The 13,579-nt window shown below is 39.5% G+C and carries 15 protein-coding genes; 3 read left to right on the top strand and 12 right to left on the bottom strand.

The annotated features are described in order from the left end of the window. Positions 1-25 precede the first annotated feature (25 nt). The 3 genes from ACERCG_RS03085 (at position 26) to ACERCG_RS03095 (ending at position 3,773) form a co-directional block, all read left to right on the top strand. Entirely contained in the window at positions 26-643 is a 618-nt protein-coding gene (locus tag ACERCG_RS03085; protein WP_373610612.1) for an L-threonylcarbamoyladenylate synthase, read from the top strand. A 141-nt stretch (positions 644-784) separates the two neighbouring features. Further along, positions 785-1,864 (top strand): 23S rRNA pseudouridine(2605) synthase RluB, encoded by a 1,080-nt coding sequence (gene rluB / locus ACERCG_RS03090; protein WP_373610613.1) that lies wholly within the window; start codon positions 785-787, stop codon positions 1,862-1,864. A gap of 139 nt (positions 1,865-2,003) precedes the next feature. After that, the gene (locus ACERCG_RS03095) at positions 2,004-3,773 is read left to right on the top strand and encodes an SLC13 family permease (protein WP_373610614.1); all 1,770 of its coding nucleotides are present in this window, start codon (positions 2,004-2,006) and stop codon (positions 3,771-3,773) included. A 45-nt stretch (positions 3,774-3,818) separates the two neighbouring features. Here the strand turns inward: ACERCG_RS03095 and lolE are convergent, their stop codons facing one another. From lolE to ACERCG_RS03155, 12 genes are all read right to left on the bottom strand, one after another. Then, the gene (gene lolE, locus ACERCG_RS03100; protein ID WP_373610615.1) at positions 3,819-5,084 is read right to left on the bottom strand and encodes a lipoprotein-releasing ABC transporter permease subunit LolE; all 1,266 of its coding nucleotides are present in this window, start codon (positions 5,082-5,084) and stop codon (positions 3,819-3,821) included. After that, the gene (gene lolD / locus ACERCG_RS03105) at positions 5,081-5,764 is read right to left on the bottom strand and encodes a lipoprotein-releasing ABC transporter ATP-binding protein LolD (protein WP_373610616.1); all 684 of its coding nucleotides are present in this window, start codon (positions 5,762-5,764) and stop codon (positions 5,081-5,083) included. Before lolD ends, lolE begins: the two co-directional genes overlap by 4 nt. 16 nt (positions 5,765-5,780) lie before the next feature. Then, positions 5,781-7,205 (bottom strand): DUF4041 domain-containing protein, encoded by a 1,425-nt coding sequence (locus tag ACERCG_RS03110; protein WP_373610617.1) that lies wholly within the window; start codon positions 7,203-7,205, stop codon positions 5,781-5,783. A gap of 14 nt (positions 7,206-7,219) precedes the next feature. Then, the gene (locus ACERCG_RS03115; RefSeq protein WP_373610618.1) at positions 7,220-7,564 is read right to left on the bottom strand and encodes a hypothetical protein; all 345 of its coding nucleotides are present in this window, start codon (positions 7,562-7,564) and stop codon (positions 7,220-7,222) included. A 52-nt stretch (positions 7,565-7,616) separates the two neighbouring features. Continuing rightward, positions 7,617-8,789 (bottom strand): lipoprotein-releasing ABC transporter permease subunit, encoded by a 1,173-nt coding sequence (locus tag ACERCG_RS03120; RefSeq protein ID WP_373610619.1) that lies wholly within the window; start codon positions 8,787-8,789, stop codon positions 7,617-7,619. A gap of 87 nt (positions 8,790-8,876) precedes the next feature. Beyond that, positions 8,877-9,824, bottom strand: a complete 948-nt coding sequence (locus tag ACERCG_RS03125; protein ID WP_373610620.1) for a 2-hydroxyacid dehydrogenase — start codon at positions 9,822-9,824, stop codon at positions 8,877-8,879. A 219-nt stretch (positions 9,825-10,043) separates the two neighbouring features. Next, complete coding sequence (kdsA, locus tag ACERCG_RS03130; protein ID WP_373610621.1) at positions 10,044-10,898, bottom strand: 3-deoxy-8-phosphooctulonate synthase; 855 nt, start codon at positions 10,896-10,898, stop codon at positions 10,044-10,046. Continuing rightward, entirely contained in the window at positions 10,895-11,494 is a 600-nt protein-coding gene (locus ACERCG_RS03135) for a Fic/DOC family protein (RefSeq protein ID WP_373610622.1), read from the bottom strand. Before ACERCG_RS03135 ends, kdsA begins: the two co-directional genes overlap by 4 nt. Then, a complete protein-coding gene (locus ACERCG_RS03140; RefSeq protein WP_373610623.1) occupies positions 11,463-11,657 on the bottom strand; it encodes an antitoxin VbhA family protein in 195 nt (64 codons plus the stop codon). The genes ACERCG_RS03135 and ACERCG_RS03140 overlap by 32 nt, the downstream gene beginning before the upstream one ends. Before the next feature lies 1 nt (position 11,658). Next, complete coding sequence (locus ACERCG_RS03145; RefSeq protein WP_373610624.1) at positions 11,659-12,525, bottom strand: SirB1 family protein; 867 nt, start codon at positions 12,523-12,525, stop codon at positions 11,659-11,661. Between the two features lie 9 nt (positions 12,526-12,534). Next, positions 12,535-13,401 carry a peptide chain release factor N(5)-glutamine methyltransferase gene (gene prmC / locus ACERCG_RS03150; RefSeq protein ID WP_373610625.1) on the bottom strand — a complete coding sequence of 289 codons (867 nt, stop codon included), beginning with the start codon at positions 13,399-13,401 and terminating at the stop codon, positions 12,535-12,537. Between the two features lie 11 nt (positions 13,402-13,412). Then, positions 13,413-13,562 carry a hypothetical protein gene (locus tag ACERCG_RS03155; RefSeq protein WP_373610626.1) on the bottom strand — a complete coding sequence of 50 codons (150 nt, stop codon included), beginning with the start codon at positions 13,560-13,562 and terminating at the stop codon, positions 13,413-13,415. Positions 13,563-13,579 lie beyond the last annotated feature (17 nt).

The raw sequence follows: 13,579 nt of genomic DNA on the forward strand, positions 1-13,579 counted from the left end.
TTTATCGAGCGAAAGGCGTGAAACGATGACACAATTTTTTTATATTCACCCCGATAATCCACAGCAACGCTTAATTAATCAAGCGGTTGAAATTATTAAAAACGGCGGTGTGATTGTTTACCCAACCGATTCAGGCTATGCCTTAGGCTGTGCGATGGGCGATAAGCACGCAATGGATAGAATTGTGGCAATTCGTAAATTGCCAGAAAATCATAATTTCACGTTGGTGTGCAGTGATTTATCAGAGCTTTCCACTTATGCGTTAGTGAATAATCAAGCCTATCGCTTAATTAAAAATAATACGCCGAATTCTTACACTTTTATTCTGCCAGCCACCAAAGAGCTGCCTCGCAGATTAATGACAAAGCGTAAAACGGTGGGCATTCGTGTGCCGAATAATGCCATTGCATTGGCACTCATTGCAGCACTTGGTGAGCCAATTCTTTCTTGCTCGTTGATGCTGCCTGATACGGAAATTACCGAATCTGATCCCGATGAAATTCGTGAACAGTTAGAACATCGGGTTGATCTCATCATTCACGGCGGTTATTTAGGACAACAGCCTACGACCGTGATTGATTTGACGGAAGATGCACCCGTCATTATTCGAGAAGGTTCGGGCGACCCGACGCCGTTTAATTAAATTGATATTGTGTGATAAATGCACAAAATTTTACGTAGGGGCGGGTCCTGTGCCCGCCCGTATTAATATTGTTATTAGGACGGGTCCAGTATCCGTCTCTACAATGCTTCAGACGCTTGTGAAAGCGACAAAAGGAACTTTATGACAACTTTTCAAAAGAAACCAAGCCACAACTTCCGCTCAGAGAGAAATACGGATAATCGTCCATCTTTCAAAAAAGGCGAGCAGAAATCGAATGCGAAATCTGAACGAAAATTTGGCAAGACTTCAGAGAAACCTCAACGCCCAACATCTAAACCATTAACCCCACGAGCTGCAAAAAAAGTGGAAAAAGCGACCGCTAGTGAGCCTGTTTCACAAGAGAAAAAAGCCAAAGTAGTGGGTGAAAAGCTACAAAAAATCTTAGCACGAGCAGGGAAAGGTTCTCGCCGTGAGCTAGAAGAGATTATCGCCAGCGGGCGTGTGAGTGTGGACGGCAAAATTGCCTCTTTAGGCGACCGTGTGCAAGTGAGCTCCTCAACTAAAATCCGTATTGATGGGCATTTAGTAAACTTAATGCCAGCACAAAAAGAGATCTGCCGAGTATTGATGTACTACAAACCAGAAGGGGAGTTGTGTACACGTTCAGATCCTGAAGGACGAGCAACGGTATTTGACCGTTTACCTCGCTTAACAGGCGCTCGTTGGATTGCGGTTGGGCGTTTAGATATTAACACTTCAGGTTTATTACTCTTTACTACAGACGGCGAGTTAGCGAACCGTTTAATGCACCCAAGCCGTGAGGTGGAGCGTGAGTATTCGGTGCGTGTGTTTGGTAATATTGATGATGCTATGTTACAACGCTTACGCAAAGGCGTTCAGTTAGAAGATGGCCCGGCTAACTTCAAGCAAATCAAAGTGGTTGGCGGAACAGGTTTAAACCAATGGTTTGATGTAACCTTAACTGAAGGGCGTAATCGTGAAGTTCGCCGTTTGTGGGAATCGCAAGGGGTGGAAGTGAGCCGCTTAATTCGCATTCGTTATGGTAACATTAAATTAGACAAAGGTTTACCACGTGGTGGTTGGGAAGAGATGGGGCTTGAGCAAGTGAACTACTTGCGTGAGCTAGTGGGCTTACCTGCTGAAACGGAAACGAAAGTGGAGGTGGCTGCAAATCGTCGCCGCACCAATATTCGCCAAATTCGTAAGGCGGTTAAACAACACCAGAAATATCGTGGTTAATCAATAAGAAACAGAGAGCTGATTATATTCGTGTAATCAGCTCTTTTTGTTATGTTTAAGTGAATAAAATTTAGAGACAAAAACAATAGCTTGATTTATTATTGCGGCTCCCATTTATAGTTAAAATTGGAGTAAAAGGATGTCTTGGGATATTGTGGCGACACTGGCAGTAACGGCTTTTGCAGTGTTTTTATTTGCAACCGAAAAAATTCGTATGGATGCAGTTGCCATCTTAGTATTATCGTCTTTGGTTTTATTAGGGCAAATTGATACTAAGTCGGCATTAAGTGGATTTTCAAATTCAGCAACAGTTGCTGTAACCGCAATGTTTGTATTAGCAGCAGGCTTACAAAATAGTGGTGCATTAGATAGTATAGGTAGCTTGCTGGCAAAGGTTAAAACGCCTTGGGTATTTATTTTAGTTTTATGTGGTATAAATGCTGCAATTTCCCCTTTTGTGAATAACACCGCAGTAGTTGCGGTATTAATCCCAATCGTGATTGCAGCATCACAAAATATTAATCTTGCACCGTCTAAATCCTTAATTCCGTTATCCTTTGCTTCTCAAATGGCAGGGGTCTGTACACTTATTGGAACATCAACTAACTTATTGGTAAACTCAATTGCACAAAATCAAGGGCATTCAGGCTTCGGAATGTTTGAATTTGCTCCTTTAGGGATAATTTTCTTCCTGGTTGGTACTGTATATTTGCTACTTACTAGTCGCTTCTTATTACCCGAATCGCGCTTACAGCTTGAAGAAGGGATTGGATTTGGTAAATATGTCTCTGAATTAAAGGTAAATAAAAATTCTGTCTTAATTGGCAAGAATTTAGCAGAATCAGGGTTAACCGAAGAATTTAACCTATTTGCTGTGGGGTTATTACGCAATGGAGAGCGTTTATCCACCCCAAGCCACCAAGTATTACAGAAACACGATATTTTATTATTACGTGGTGAATCGGCAGATTTAGCTGGGGCTCGAGAGAAATATGGCTTACACCACGTTGTTTATGGTCGTCGTGATCTTGATGAAGATGATTTTGACGACTTAATGATGGCAGAAGTGATGATTTCGCCAACCTCTCGTTGGGTTGGTGGTACTATCCCAATTTTGCAACAACGTTGGAATAAAGATGCAACTGTATTAGGTTTACAACGTCGTAGCCGTATCATTAGAGAACGCTTGCGTGGTATTAGCTTTAAAATGGGCGATATTCTATTATTAACGCTTCCAAAAGAAGATATGGATGATTTACGCAAAGATAAAGATTTTATCGTGCTCTCTTCTGATTTAGTAAAAACCGAAGAGTCTTGGCGTGCTAAGTTTGCACTTTGGGTAATGGTTGGGGTGGTGGCTACTGCCGCAATCGGTATTATGCCGATTGCAATCAGTGCCTTAGTAGGTGCGGTTGCAATGTGTTTAGCAGGCTGTTTAACCGCAGATGAAGCCTATCAATCTATCGACTGGAAAATTATTTTAGTGATTGCAGGTTTACTCCCACTTGGTGAAGCAATGGCGAACAGTGGAGCTGCTCAGTTTATTGTAGATAATACGCTTGGTAAAGTAGGACATTTTGGGCCTTTAGTGGTGCTTGCAGTACTTTATTTACTGACTTCTGTATTAACCGAATTTATGAGTAACGCGGGAACAGCAGTATTATTAACACCAATTGCGATTTCAACTGCTCAAGTGTTAGGTGTTGATGCCTCGCCGTTTATTATTGCGGTAATGCTTGCAGCCGCAACTAGCTTTATGACACCAGTAGGCTATCAAACCAATACGATGGTTTATGGTGCAGGCGGTTATAAATTTACAGATTTCATCAAGATTGGCTTACCGCTCAATATTATCTTTTGGATTTTAGGGGTTATTTTTATTCCTGTATTCTTCCCGTTTAATCCATAATAAATGAAAAAAGTGGCTAACTAGTTAGCCACTTTTTTGTTCTGTTTAATGTCCGCTTAACACTTTCGCCGGCTCTAATTTCGTTGCTCGGTTTGCAGGATAAAGGCTGGCAAACAGGCTTAATACAATAGTTGCAACCAGCACATAGCCAATATCTTGCCAATGTAATTCACTTGGTAAGAAATCAACAAAATAAACGCCGTCTGACAGTAATTTTATACCGAAGAAACCCTCAATCGCTTTAATGATAGCGGTTAAATTTAGCGATAAAATTACACCTAAAATAATCCCAAACAATGCCCCTTTCATACCTGAAAGCAAGCCATACCATAAGAAAATACGGCGGATAAACCCATTATTTGCGCCAAGTGTCCGCATAATCGCAATATCGCCTTGTTTATCTTTTACCGCCATAATTAGCGTAGAGATAATATTAAAACAAGCCACACCGATGACGAGAACCATTGCGATATACATTACGGTGCGAACAAGCTGAATATCGTTATACATATAGCCAAATTTTTCGATCCAAGTATTCAAGTAAAGTGGCTGTGGATAACCATTAAGCTGCGGCATCGCAAGACTTTGCACCGCAAATGGATTGCTTAAACTCATTTCAATCCCTGAAACTTGATTTGGCTGATATTCCATCAGCTCTTGGGCTTTATTGAGCGGAATTAACGCATAGCTATGATCTAACTGCCCATCTAAACGTAACACGCCTGTAACAGGCATATTAAAACGCAATGGCTGGGCTAATTTGCCGTCTTCTGTTGGTTGAGGAATCAGTAAGGTTACTTCATCGCCAGCTTCAACTTCTAGGGCTTTTGCAATGCCTGCCCCGAGAATTAAGCCATCTTCATCAGCGTTGAATTGAGCGGTAAAAGCCTGCCATTGTTCCGCTGGAATAAATTGGCTGAGTTTGCTTACCTGATCTTGTTTGTGCGGATCAACGCCTCGCACCTGTGCAATTTTAAGCTGTGAACCGTTTTCAATTAAAGCAGTAAAGCTTACAAAGGGCGAACTAGCGGTGATATTTCCCGATTTTTTCACCAATTCCTCTAGTTTTTGACTATCGGCAATCGGTTGAGCCTGATTTCCACGAAATGACACCAGCTCTGCGTGCGACACAACCGAAAGCACACGGCTATTTAGCTCACGCTCAAAGCCGTTCATCGCACTTAAGCCGATAATCAACACCGCGACACCAAGTGCGATCCCAATGCTGGAAAATAGCGAAATCAGCGAAACTAACCGATTTTTCTGCTTGCCCCGTTGGTAACGCCAGCTAATGAAAAAGGGCGTACTCATAAGCTCCCCTCGCTTAACACACCATCTCGCATTACAAGGCTACGTGAAAGTTTATTCGCTAGGTTTAAATCGTGCGTGACTAATAAAAACGCAATGTTTTGCTCTTGATTTAATTGTTGAATTAACTCAAAAATGCTTTCGGTCGTTTTTTGGTCTAAATTCCCTGTTGGCTCATCGGCAAGCACTAAGGCAGGGTTATTTACCAACGCCCGAGCAATCGCTACACGCTGGCGTTCCCCACCTGATAATGCAGACGGGCGATGTGTAATTCGATGAGCTAATCCGACCGCTTGTAACATTTTTTCGGCTCTATTTGCCGCTTCGGTTTTGTTCTGTTTGCCAATTAACATCGGCATCATCACGTTTTCAAGAGCGGAAAAATCTGCCATTAAGTGATGAAACTGATAAACAAAGCCTAAGTTTTGATTACGAAGTAAGGCTAACTTATCAGAACTTAAATGTTGTAATGATTGCCCACGTACCCACACTTCGCCACTACTTGGCTGGTCTAAACCGCCAAGTGTATGTAATAAGGTACTTTTACCCGAACCGGAGCTACCAACAATCGCCACTAACTCGCCTTCATTCATTGAAAACGAAACCTCTTTTAGCACTTGAACTTTCTGTTCGCCTTCATCGTAAAATTTGCTGATATTTTCACAGCGAAGTAATTCTGTCATTTTATTCATCTAAATTTTATATTCCTCGTATTCGTCGAGTTTCGTAATATTCTTCTGCAAGAGCTGTCATATGAAATTCAGCTTCATTTCCTGTTAATTCTTCAACAGCGTGTTTAATTTCTTCTAAATCTACTTCAAAGAATTCTCTTCTGATATTTACGGCATTTACACGTTGAGAATCAAAACGCTTATGTAACATAGATTCTAATGTAGGTGCATCTTCTGAATAGATAAATGCATGAACATCAAAGAAAAATGGTACGCTTGCATCACCTAATTCTTTTATCCTCTCCATAGGATCTAGACGACGTGTGAGACCTATTTTATATACATTCTCTCCGAAAGAACCTATATTACTAATGATATAAATATAGCCTCGTCTAGTTTGTTCAGCTAAACTTCTTGCTCGTTCTTCTCTACTTTGTGCTTCTGCTAATTGCTGCTCTAGTAATGCAATTTGAGCTTGAATAGCAATCATTTTTTCAGAGTTACTATATTCTAATTCTGCTCTAGCTTTATTGAGCAACTCTTGATACATTTTCTCTTCTCTTTCTGCATCTGCAATGGCTTTTTCGTACTCTCGTCTTGCTTTCTGCTCTTCTTTGATTTGCTCTCTTATAAAACGTTGCTCCTCGTCCTCTTCCTGCTTTTTCAATCTATATTGGTATTGAAGAGTACATTCGGTAAGCTTTAGTTCTATATATCTAATATTAAATTGGCACTGAAAATGAATAGATAATTTTTCTAATTCGTTTGCTAATTTTTCTATTCGCTCTAATGTTTTTGGGTAATATCCTGGTCTAACTTTGCTGATGAGCAGGTCGCAATCCTCATTGAAAGCTAAAAGCATCAGCTTTATCTGACCATCTAATACCCTTTTTGCATCTGAAGTTGTACCTAAAACAGTATTTAAAGCAGTTTCATTATAAAAAATAGCTTCTTTACTTTTGATTAAGTCTTTTTGTTCTTCTCTAACTCTTCTAATTTCTTCAGCAAAACGTTCAGATGTTTGATATAAATAGTCTGGAATTTCAAAATGACCAACATCTGAAAACTCTTCTAAAGTTGAATATAGATCAATCTTACTTTGAATAGCATAAACTCTATCTATATAATCTTGCTCTTGTGAAGATAATTCAGCAATTTTTTCTTGAATTTTTAATTTTAACTTATTATCTTCCACTACCTGTTCACTCAATATATTTGCATTTTTCTTTAAGTCCTGTAGTTCTTGAGTTTCTTCATTTATTTTATTGAATGACATTAGACTCTCATCTAATTTTTCTTGTGCTTCCTTAAGTTCAGATAAAGTTTGCTCAAGTATCTTTTTATTCTCATTAATTGCAGATTTGAAATTAGTATATGTCTCTAACTTTTTCTTAAAATAGAAATAAAAAAAGATACATATTACGAAAGATATAGCTAAAAAAATCAGTTCCATTAATACCCCCCAAATTATTTGATTATTTCATTAATAAAGCTATTTACTAAGTCTTTTCTCTCTAAACAACGAAAGTTATAATCGCATTTAGCTTCATAAATAAATGTTTTTATAAACTCTTTTTGTTCTCTTAATTTTTGTTTTTCTAAACGCTCTCGATTTTTTTCTGCTATAGCTAATTGGCGTTCTAAACTTCTCTGTTCTCTTTCAGCTTCTCTAATAGAACGCTCTTGAGCTTTTTGATTTAATCTAATTCTACGTTCCCTTTCTTTTCTCTCTCTTTCATTTATTCTATTGATTTGAACAATAGCTCGAGAGATTTGTCGAATAGATTTACTGAATGATGATTTTTTTGCCATTTTATTACCTTAATGAATTGCTAATCTAGTCGAACAATTTTCAATATTATTACTATTCATATCGCAATGCCTGAGCCGGCTCAATTTTTGAGGCTCGATATGCTGGGTAAAGGGTGCAAAGTAGTGAAAGTAAAATGGAAACACCTACAATCACCGTAATTTGTGAGCCTGAAATCAAGGTGGATAAATGAATGCTCGGGTTGAGCAAGAGGATAATTTGATCCAAATTAGACACCACTAGCACTCCAAGCAAGCCACCAATCATCGAGCCAATCACGCCCACAATCGCCCCTTGGAACACAAAAATCTGCATCACTTGTTTTTTGGTTAAGCCTTGGGTTTGCAAAATCGCAATTTCGCCCTGTTTATCCACCACCATTAAGCTCAAGGAAGTTACAATGTTTGAAATAGCGACCACAATAATCAAGCTAATTAGCAAGCCCATCATATTTTTTTCCATTTTTACCGCTTGGAAAAATTCGCCTTTTTGCTCACGCCAATCGCTGATTTGGTAACGTTCTGCATCGAAATGGTTGCTAAGTTCGGTAACTTGGAACGGATCTTGCAGATACAAACGCACACCTTGTACCTGATCTTCGGTAATTCTCAACAACCGCCCTACATCGGCTAAATTAGCAAAGAGAGTAAATTCGCTTGCCTCACGGTTGGAATGATAAATGCCTGAGATTTCAAATAACCGCTGCACAGGCACACGCCCCATTGGAGTGTATTGGCTGTTTTCGGTAATCATTAAACGGAGTTTATCGCCCACGTTTAGGTTTAGTTTATCTGCTAAGCGAGAGCCAACCAGCACCTTAAATTCACCTGTTGGTAATAATTGAGGCACATTTTGATCCACTAATAGCGGATCATCTGTGGCATTTTCAACACCAATTAGCTGCCCAGCATTAATCCCTTCCGAGCTTTGAATGACCACGTTCGCACGGTTAATTACTACACTTTGAGTAGCAAAGGCGGGTAAGTTTAGTTTTTCTTGTTTGGAAAAATGCCCTTCCTGCGGTGTAATAATGGCGTGCGGTAAGGTAGAAAGCAGGTTATTTTTCTGCATATTTTCCAAGCCGTTCATAATAGATAGCACAATCACCAACGCCATCACGCCCAGCACAATGCCAAGACTGGCAAGGTTGGTTACAAGCCGTCCGAAACGGTCTGCACTTTTCGACCTAAAATAACGAAAAGCAATAAAAAAAGGGGTTAAATTCATTTGGTTCTTCTAAAAATAGATCAATACAAGCGGTCGATTCCGCATAAAAGTTTGCAAATTTTCTTGAAAAAACGACCGCTTGTGTATTTACTTGCCTGTTGCGACAAACTCTTCCATATTTTGCGTTACTTTATTTACTAATGTAGTAACCGCAGAATCACTCGCCCACGCAACGTGTGGGGTAATCAGTAGATTCGGTAAGCGTCTTGCTGCAAGGATTAACGGATTATCTTTCTCTGGTGGCTCTTTAACTAAAACATCAAGTGCGGCACCTGCAATTTTACCCTGCTCAATAGCATTCAAAAGAGCTTGCTCATCAATTAACGGACCACGCCCTATGTTGATAATATAAGCCGTTGGCTTCATTAAGTCCAAGGTTTCAGCGTTAATTAGATTTTTCGTTTTATCGGTTAAAGGGCAGTGTAGAGAAATAATATCCGCTTGTTTTAATACCTCTTCAAAAGCGGTATAGCCTTCACGGATTTCCGTTGCTCCTTGATGTTCTGCAAAAATAACCTCCATTCCGACCGCTTGTGCTAGGCGAGCCACTTCAGCCCCAATATTTCCTTTGCCGACAATACCTAACGTAGAGCCTTGAATATCTTGAATTGGATAATCGACATAGCAGAACTGCCCGCACGTTGCCCAACGGTCTGAGGTGATTAAATCACGGTGATAATCCGCTAAACGATGTTTAAGCGAATAGATCATAGCGATAACGTGTTCTGCCATAGTAACCGTGGAATAGCCCGTTACGTTTTTAACCGCAATACCAAGTTCTTTTGCCGCCTCTAAATCCACATTATTCGTGCCTGTTGCCGTGATCGCAATTAATTTCAGTTTTGGTAATTTAGCCAGCAGATCACGCTGTAGTAATACTTTGCTGGTAACAATAATATCGGCATCTTTCACACGCTCGAACGTTTGCTCGGCGATGGTGGAGTCATATTCCGTCCAAGTATGAGGAAAATTCGGGCGAGGAATTTCGTGAGTAGCAGGAATGCCTGTACGGTCAAGAAAAACAATATTTAGCATTTTTTTCTCCTATTCTGTCTTTTACCTTTCTACTCCCTTCTGAGCTACCTGAGCGTGTTTGAATGGGTAGGAAAATTTACTCTGAGCGAAGCGAATGTAAATTTTTCGTTAAGCCCATTCACACTAAGCGAAGAAAAGTAGCGAAGTAGGGTCGCCTTTCTTTGCCTACTTTCTTTGGCGAAGCAAAGAAAGTAGGAAAGGATTTAATGAGGAGAAAGTTTATTTGGAAGTATCAATTTCTTCAAAGCTCTTAACCAACTCATCAATCGCTTTCATTTGTGAAACAAAGGCTTCTAATTTTGAAAGCGGTAATGCTGATGGGCCATCACATTTTGCTGAGTTTGGATCTGGGTGAGCTTCTAAGAAAAGCCCTGCTAACCCAATCGCCATACCAGAACGGGCAAGTTCAGTTACTTGTGAACGGCGACCACCTGAAGCAGCACCAAAGGGATCACGGCATTGTAAAGAGTGGGTTACATCAAAAATCACAGGACAACCTTTCGACACCTTTTTCATAATACCGAAGCCGAGCATATCTACAACTAAGTTGTCATAACCAAAGTTTGTACCACGATCACACAAAATCACGTTTTCATTACCGCATTCAGCAATTTTTTCCACAATATTTCCCATTTGTCCCGGGCTTAAGAATTGTGGCTTTTTCACATTGATGACCGCACCGGTGCGAGCCATCGCTTCAACCAAATCTGTTTGGCGAGCTAAGAATGCGGGAAGTTGAATCACATCAACCACTTCCGCCACAGGCTTACATTGGTAAATTTCGTGTACATCAGTAATGATATTTACACCAAAAGTCTGTTTTAGCTCTTGGAAAATTTTTAACCCCTCTTCCATACCCGGCCCACGATAAGAGTGGATTGACGAGCGGTTTGCTTTATCGAATGAGGCTTTAAATACATAAGGTACGTTGAGCTTGTTCGTTACTTCAACATATTGCTCACATACACGAAGTGCCATATCACGGCTTTCTAGCACATTCATACCGCCAAATAGCGTAAATGGCTTATTGTTCGCCACCTCAATGTTACCAACTTTTACGATTTTATCTGTCATAGGGATTCCTTGTTTATCAGTTCTAATCTTTCAAAAATAATTTGTTCAAATAATCTATTATCCACATAAAGTGAAGAGTGTTCTGAAGCATCGATCATTTCTTCTGGAGTTACATTTTGAAAATGTAAGCGATAATTAAATTTTAACGCTAATTGAATAATGAATTCTCGCTGGCTACGTCCGTTCCCCTCTCTAAAAGGATGTAGAATGTTTATTTCACCGAGATAATAAGCTAATTTCTTTGCAAAAGTAGCTTTATCATATTTTTCAAACTCTTCACTTATCAATTTCTGATGTAACTTATGAAATTCAGGCTGAATTCGATTTGGAGCAGCAAATACAGTTTTACCTTTTGTGATCCCAATTTCACGTAATTCTCCCGCCCATTCATAAATTTCAGAAAATAGCCGATGGTGTATTTTCTGCAAATGAGCTAAATCAAAATTCCCTTTTATAGGCTCTAACCTTAGGCTAAGCGTATTCATTGCAACTAATCGGCTTTCTAACAAATCTAATTCCTCGTCAGATTTAGCCCCAAGTTTATTACGCAATACACCATTTTTATCAGTGTAACGGTCGAACTCCGCATATTTCATATATGCTCCGCTTTACTTCGTCAAAACTGATCTGATTATCGATCCACGCATTAAATAACGCCATTGTTTCCTTATCAATGCTTAATCCTTCCAAGCGATTATTATCAACAGCTGCTTGCACCGCTCTTATACGGAATTCACGTTCTTGTTCAGTTAATTTCATTTTAATGCACCAAACTCTCTTGGCTTTTTCGTTCTAAGCCTTTGACTTCCATTTTTAAAATTTCAGCGGAAGGGTCTTCTGGGCATTGGTCGATAAAATAATTAATATCTTCCAACGCTGCTTGGTAGCAATCCATACTTGCTAACACCATTCCACGATCACGAATTTCATACGGATCTTCTGGGCTCATTGCCAAACGGTATTCAATCAAACGCAAAGTTTCTTCATATTTCCCTTCACGGGTGAGGGTCATCTTGAATACGGTTTCAATTCGCTCAAGCAATTCTTGTGGTTCAGCTCGTCTTAGAAGATCAGGGGTTACTTCCACGCCGAAACCGATTTCGCCCTCAAGCCATTTGTTAAGCATTTCGATTCCAATAAACTCGCCATTCCACGGGTTAATAAAACGAACTTTAGTTGCTCCGTTTGGCTGTTTCATTTCTGCTCTTAACACTAATTGGGTTGGGAAGTTTACAGGGTAAAGTGGTAAATCTAGCACTGCAGCCAAATAAAGCACTACCGCTCCTAATGAAACAGGCATTCCACGACGTTTTTTGATGACTTGATTGAGCAATAAATTTTCCGTGTGGAAATAGTCTTCATAATAACAATGGAAACCCCATTCTTTATAAACTAAATGGAGCAGTTGATTAATACGTTCTTCATCGCCCTCGCCATTCACGTTATAGCGAGCCTTTTTGGTTAGTGCAGACATCTGACCAAACACTTGTTGCTCGTTTACACTATCGTCAATTAGCGTAGTGAGCCGTAAGATTTCACGATAGAGAAATTTTTTCAACTCCGCATCGCTTATCTTAACTTTCGGCTCTGCCAACTCTTTCAATAATTCTTCAATAATATCGTCCATTTCCTGCCTTTATTTTAGGATTGCTTGGGTTACTCTATCATTGCCACCATAATCTTGAGCGGTTTCGATAGCTTCCCACAAATTTAAATCAAATAAATCTCTTACCTGCTCGCCCTGCTGCCAGCCGTGTTCTAGCATTAACGCCCCTTGTGGCTTTAAGTAAAGCGGTGCATTTTCAATAATTTTTTGCAAATCGCTCAACCCATTGTTATCGGCAACTAATGCGGTTAAAGGTTCAAAACGCACATCGCCAACTATTAAATTTTCATCGTTTTCGTCAATATAGGGTGGGTTAGAGACAATCAAGTCAAATTGTTGATTTTCAAGCGAGCCGAACCAATCACTTTGTAGAAATCTAACATTACTAAACCCAAGATTTTGGCGATTTTCTTTTGCGAGTTGCACCGCATTATGTTGAAAATCCACCCCGATAATTTGAACTTTATCGCCTAATTCACTAGCAAGAGCTAATGCAATCGCCCCTGTGCCTGTGCCTAAATCCAAAATTTGCAAATTTTTCTGATTTTCTAACCGCTTGTAAGCAAAATCTAACGCTAATTCAACTAATCGCTCTGTATCAGGGCGAGGAATTAACGTTGCGGCTGAAACCTTTAACGGCAACGACCAAAACTCCCGTTGCCCTAAAATATATGCCATTGGTTCACCCTTTGCTCGCCTTGCTAAGTATTCGGCAAGTTGTTTTAGCTCATTTTCAGTTAAGATAGTTTCGCTAAATGCAAAAATTGCTGATTTTGAGCGTTTTGTAACTGCTTGTAGCAAGAGGTTTGCATCAAGTTTTGCATTTAGATAGGGATCGTTTCCAGCATTCTTGCTTAGTTGCTGTTCGGCGAAAGTGAGCCATTGTTGGTAGATCATTTTTATTTTAATTAATATTTTTCTAAAATATGGAGATATTCTAATGTTTTATCATCACTATATTCTCTATTACTATCGGCTTTAAAACGAGAATACTCTTTTCCTACAAAATCATAATGTCCATATTTAGAACAAATTTCTTTAATATCAGAAATAGACATTAATCCTTCATTATTAT

The organism is Mannheimia sp. E30BD (genome assembly GCF_041807785.1).
Taxonomy (GTDB): domain Bacteria; phylum Pseudomonadota; class Gammaproteobacteria; order Enterobacterales; family Pasteurellaceae; genus Mannheimia.

Bases quoted from the DNA above. Each gene is read 5' to 3' on its own strand.
- ACERCG_RS03085 (WP_373610612.1), top strand. From the start codon at position 26: ATGACACAATTTTTTTATATTCACCCCGATAATCCACAGCAACGCTTA.
- ACERCG_RS03120 (WP_373610619.1), bottom strand. From the start codon at position 8,789: ATGAATTTAACCCCTTTTTTTATTGCTTTTCGTTATTTTAGGTCGAAA.
- ACERCG_RS03135 (WP_373610622.1), bottom strand. From the start codon at position 11,494: ATGAAATATGCGGAGTTCGACCGTTACACTGATAAAAATGGTGTATTG.
- lolE (WP_373610615.1), bottom strand. From the start codon at position 5,084: ATGAGTACGCCCTTTTTCATTAGCTGGCGTTACCAACGGGGCAAGCAG.
- ACERCG_RS03115 (WP_373610618.1), bottom strand. From the start codon at position 7,564: ATGGCAAAAAAATCATCATTCAGTAAATCTATTCGACAAATCTCTCGA.
- prmC (WP_373610625.1), bottom strand. From the start codon at position 13,401: ATGATCTACCAACAATGGCTCACTTTCGCCGAACAGCAACTAAGCAAG.
- ACERCG_RS03140 (WP_373610623.1), bottom strand. From the start codon at position 11,657: ATGAAATTAACTGAACAAGAACGTGAATTCCGTATAAGAGCGGTGCAA.
- ACERCG_RS03155 (WP_373610626.1), bottom strand. From the start codon at position 13,562: ATGTCTATTTCTGATATTAAAGAAATTTGTTCTAAATATGGACATTAT.
- rluB (WP_373610613.1), top strand. From the start codon at position 785: ATGACAACTTTTCAAAAGAAACCAAGCCACAACTTCCGCTCAGAGAGA.
- ACERCG_RS03095 (WP_373610614.1), top strand. From the start codon at position 2,004: ATGTCTTGGGATATTGTGGCGACACTGGCAGTAACGGCTTTTGCAGTG.
- ACERCG_RS03110 (WP_373610617.1), bottom strand. From the start codon at position 7,205: ATGGAACTGATTTTTTTAGCTATATCTTTCGTAATATGTATCTTTTTT.
- ACERCG_RS03125 (WP_373610620.1), bottom strand. From the start codon at position 9,824: ATGCTAAATATTGTTTTTCTTGACCGTACAGGCATTCCTGCTACTCAC.
- ACERCG_RS03145 (WP_373610624.1), bottom strand. From the start codon at position 12,525: ATGGACGATATTATTGAAGAATTATTGAAAGAGTTGGCAGAGCCGAAA.
- kdsA (WP_373610621.1), bottom strand. From the start codon at position 10,898: ATGACAGATAAAATCGTAAAAGTTGGTAACATTGAGGTGGCGAACAAT.
- lolD (WP_373610616.1), bottom strand. From the start codon at position 5,764: ATGACAGAATTACTTCGCTGTGAAAATATCAGCAAATTTTACGATGAA.